This is a genomic window from Pseudoalteromonas sp. AWM4_233 (genome assembly GCF_056158285.1).
The window spans coordinates 1-4,724 of the sequence record NZ_JBSWSZ010000106.1 but is presented as its reverse complement, the minus strand read 5'-3'; the positions used below and the strand labels follow the sequence as shown (position 1 = coordinate 4,724).

Genomic DNA, 4,724 nt, shown 5'->3' with positions numbered 1-4,724 from the left:
AAGGTTAACGACGGTTAGATTCACCTCTTACACAGCACCTCGTACATTACTTGTACAAGCGGGTCTAAGTGAAGAGAAAGTAGCTGAATTAAGCACTGACAAGCTACTCAACTCAAAGCCTAGCTGATGAACAGCAACAAGCTGATCTTGAGCAACTTGCTGCACAGTACGATGAGCTTAAAGCTGAGTACGACAAGAAGTTTGAAAACAAACGTCGCAAGATCACTCAAGGTGATGACTTAGCACCAGGCGTACTTAAGATTGTTAAAGTATACCTAGCTGTTAAACGTCGTATCCAACCAGGTGATAAGATGGCTGGTCGTCACGGTAACAAAGGTGTTATCTCGACAATCGTACCAGTAGAAGATATGCCATACGATGACAAAGGTCGTACTGTAGATATCGTACTTAACCCGCTGGGTGTACCATCTCGTATGAACATCGGTCAGATCTTAGAAACACACATGGGTCTGGCTGCACGTGGTATCGGTGAAACGCTAGAAGAGATGATGAAAGAGCAGCGTGAAATTCACGAAATGCGCGATTTCATTGCAAAAGCTTACAGGTGCTGTGTAAGAGGTGAATCTAACCGTCGTTAACCTTAGCAATACGTTGTTGTGTGACGCCTTCGTTCAGTTACGTATTGCTAAGGTTAAACGGTATGTCAGTTCCAGGACTACAGCACCTATTTAGGAAGAATCATTCTTTACCAATTACAATGCTCTCTGTAACAAAATTAATAGGAAAAAGAAAAAACAGCTAAATTCTTAGCTGTTTTTTCTTTTTTGAACTTGTACAATAAATTCTTTTTCATATTTCTTACCATTTATATAGAAATTCCCCACATTTTATACGTACCCTCGGCAGGAAATGTAATACGGTATTGTAATTGTTCATCCGTATCCACAGGCATAGCGTATAAAAAGTTCTCCTTCGTTTCATCCACGATATAGAGTGACTCTACTTCTCCTCTCTCTGAATGTAATTTCAATTTTTCACCCTTTTTCGCTTGAAACTGAAATGTTAACGTAACTGGTTCATTCGGATGTAATGCGCCAAATAAAAAGAGAAACTTCATACTCCCCTATTTTTTTTGTAAGTACACTGTCGATTGGAAATTTCACTTTTTTCTTATTGTTCTCCTCTTTCGTTCTACCAAAATCTTTTCTAGCGAATGACTCTACGGACTTATTTTTATCTTCGTATAAAAATATCGTATATTCTTCATCTTTCGCTATTTTGGAAGATAACTTATATGACCCGTTCCCTGCAAATGTAGGTTTAATTTGTTGTATGTGTTTTAACTGTCCATCTACAATCACTGCCCGAATTTGATCATTTACACCACGAATTTCATTATTCTTTTTGTTTAACAACTGAAATACAATATCTACTTTCTCATTTCCCTTTCCATTTGACACATCCCACTTTACTTCCTGAACATCTCCTACAGTCTCTTCGTTTTCTTGATATTTTTTTATGTAAAATCCTCCTGCCACAATAAGTACTAACGCAATAAGCCCAATGACAAGATTTTTCAAAACATCACCTACCATTTTTATTGTCTCTGTTCACATAAAACTTCTTAAGCTATATATTCTAGATTATGATTTATGAAATCCTCCTATTTTGCACATATTACAAATAATAAAAAGATTTTAATTGAAAGGATTCGTAGTGTATAATGCAAATGATATTGATTTCTATCAATACATTATAAGGAGGACTTTTCATGAGTGTACATATCGAAGCAAAACAAGGCGAAATCGCTGAATCTATTCTATTACCAGGTGATCCATTACGTGCAAAATATATCGCTGAAACATTTCTAGAGGATGTTTCTTGCTATAATAACGTACGTGGTATGTTAGGTTTTACTGGAACTTATAAAGGAAAACGTGTATCTGTTCAAGGTACAGGTATGGGTGTTCCTTCTATTTCTATTTATGTAAACGAATTAATCCAAAGCTACGGAGTTAAAAATTTAATTCGCGTTGGCACTTGCGGTGCAATTCAAAAAGATGTAAAAGTTCGTGATGTTATTATCGCAATGACGGCTGTACTGATTCTAATATGAACCGTTTAACATTCCCAGGATTTGATTTCGCACCAGCTGCAAACTTTGATCTTTTAAAGAAAGCTTACGATGCTGGAACTGAAAAAGGATTACACGTTCGTGTCGGTAACGTCTTAACAGCAGATGTGTTTTATCGCGAAAGCATGGACATGGTTAAAAAACTTGGAGATTACGGTGTATTAGCAGTAGAAATGGAAACAACTGCTCTTTATACATTAGCAGCGAAATACGGTGTAAATGCATTATCTGTATTAACAGTTAGCGATCACATCTTCACTGGCGAAGAAACAACATCTGAAGAGCGTCAAACTACATTTAACGAAATGATTGAAATCGCTTTAGATGCAGCAATTCAACAATAATACACTAAAGAACTTGTCATACGTCTGGCGAGTTCTTTTTATGTGACTTTTTATAAATAACTATTTTATAAAGAGACAGATTTCTCCCCTCTACTTTATTGTAACGTTTGTTATAATAAAGTGAAACTTTAATCAGTGGGGGTTTTGTTCATCCCCCACTGATTATTAGTTGAACCAATCGGGCTTTTACGGGCAGTTGATCTCCCACCTAACTTCTTTGCTTTCGCTGAATTTTGAGGTGGAAGTCTTATTGCCCGAGCGGGATAAAGAAATCATTTACAGTATTTCTCATAAGAGGTGACGCAGTGAAAAACAGAAGTATCGTCTTTAAACTATTTTTATTAACATCAACTTTATTTACAATAATATTCCTACTTTTTTTCCTAGGACAATCTCTATTTTTAGAGAAATTTTATATTAATAAAAAAGTAAAAACAGTTCAAACTGCTTTTGAAAAATTCGTAGATAATTATGACAAAAGTGATAAAAGTTATGAGAAAGTTAGAAAACTAAAACAAGAATTTCATGATAAAACAAATGCCGATATGCAGTTTTTGGATTCTAACGGTATTATTAAAAGTGATAACAATTACTATATCGATGTATTTAATCCCAACAATAATAAACAGTATTCCATTCCACTCAATAACCTTTTAACACCAGAAGAATATAATAAATTCGAAAATTTAGGTTTAAAAAAAGATGTAATAATTAATGTTGATGGAGTCGTACAAGAGAATAATATTATTACACCACAAAAATTAGGAACGAATTATAATCAATGGCAAAACGAACATTTCTATTCGGATTTTCAGTCAATTAATGGTAATCCTTCTAAGAATAGACTTGCAAGCCGATACAAATCTACAACTCGTATCGTCTTTACAGGTGTTATAACTAAGTTACAGCTCCCATCAAAAGCTGAGGTTCGTCTTGCAAATGATATTGAAACATTACAAGCCGTTCAATATTTTGCAGATATTATTAGAGATGGCACTTCTAACTCGAACCAATTAAACACTTTCATATTAGATGGCGGCGAAAATATAAAAAATAGTATCTTTGTAAAGCCGATTATAGAAAACGGAAAGATTACAGAATATGCTTTTGCGATAGCGTCTTTACAACCCGTTAATGAAGCGATGCTAGTTTTAAAAGACTATTATGTTTATGCCTTAATCATCGTGTTTCTCGTTATTATTTTGTTATCCTTCTACTACTCAAAAATCATTGTTAAGCCATTAATTAAAATGAATCGTGTTACAAAAAAAATGGCTAATTTTGATTTCAGCGAGAAATTACCTGTTACAGCCGACGATGAAATTGGTGGGCTTTCCGGCAGTATCAATACATTATCTGTAAATTTAAAAGATCGAATCGATCGATTAAATGTTGCCAATACAAAGTTACAACAAGACATTGAACGTGAACGTCAATTAGAGAAAACAAGAAAAGAATTCATTTCTGGCGTATCACACGAATTAAAAACACCACTGAGTGTAATTAGAAGTTTTGCAGAAGGTATTAAAGATGGTGTTAGTAAGGATACTTCGTATTATACTGATGTTATTTTAGAAGAAACAGAAAATATGAACAGGCTGATTGTTGAAATGTTAGAATTAGCAAAGTTAGAATCTGGTACTTACAAACTAGATATGACGACGTTCTCAATTGGTGAATTAACGCAACAAGTCTATACAAAATTATTATTTAGCATGGAAGAAAAGCATCTACAAGTGAACGTCGATGCAGACCCTTCTATACTTGTTAAAGCAAATCGTCACCGTATTGAGCAAGTAGTTGTGAACTTACTAAGTAATGCCATCCGCTATACGCCGGAGATAAAAAATACAAGTCTCCATTATAGAAGCAGAAGATACCGTAAAAATCGAAATCGAAAATACAGGAAACCCTATCCCTGAAGAAAGTCTTGAAAAAATTTGGGATCGCTTCTATCGCCTAGATGCATCACGTGGCCCGTCACACCGGAGGTACCGGTCTCGGATTATCTATTGTAAAAAACATTTTAGACCTCCATCATGCCGAGTACGGTGTGTATAATACGACTAACAGTGTTGTATTCTATTTCAATTTACAAAAAGTAAAAGAAGTCAAATAATTTGTCTTAATTTCACTAGGAGTTCACATGAAATTCACACTCTCCCTTTATAGTAAGAAACAAGTTAATCCTTTCCTTTACACATATAAGAGGAGAGTGCGTGAAATGAAACAAGCAGGACAACCTTATTTTATGGTGCGTAGCTGGAACTCGACATACCGTTTGA

The 4,724-nt window shown here is 34.8% G+C and carries 2 protein-coding genes and 2 pseudogenes; 3 read left to right on the top strand and 1 reads right to left on the bottom strand.

The features are described 5' to 3' along the window. A pseudogene (rpoB, locus tag ACXAC4_RS21445) lies at positions 1-593 on the top strand (DNA-directed RNA polymerase subunit beta); the annotation flags it as partial. A 444-nt stretch (positions 594-1,037) separates the two neighbouring features. On the opposite strand, the gene ACXAC4_RS21440 reads toward rpoB, so the two are convergent. Further along, complete coding sequence (locus ACXAC4_RS21440) at positions 1,038-1,541, bottom strand: hypothetical protein (protein WP_475165226.1); 504 nt, start codon at positions 1,539-1,541, stop codon at positions 1,038-1,040. Positions 1,542-1,732: 191 nt separating this feature from the next. On the opposite strand from ACXAC4_RS21440, the pseudogene deoD reads away from it, so the two are divergent. Both deoD and ACXAC4_RS21430 read left to right on the top strand, forming a co-directional pair. Then, positions 1,733-2,439: pseudogene (gene deoD, locus ACXAC4_RS21435) on the top strand (purine-nucleoside phosphorylase). A gap of 305 nt (positions 2,440-2,744) precedes the next feature. Next, positions 2,745-4,361 (top strand): sensor histidine kinase, encoded by a 1,617-nt coding sequence (locus ACXAC4_RS21430; protein WP_475165224.1) that lies wholly within the window; start codon positions 2,745-2,747, stop codon positions 4,359-4,361. The last annotated feature ends 363 nt before the right edge of the window (positions 4,362-4,724 follow it).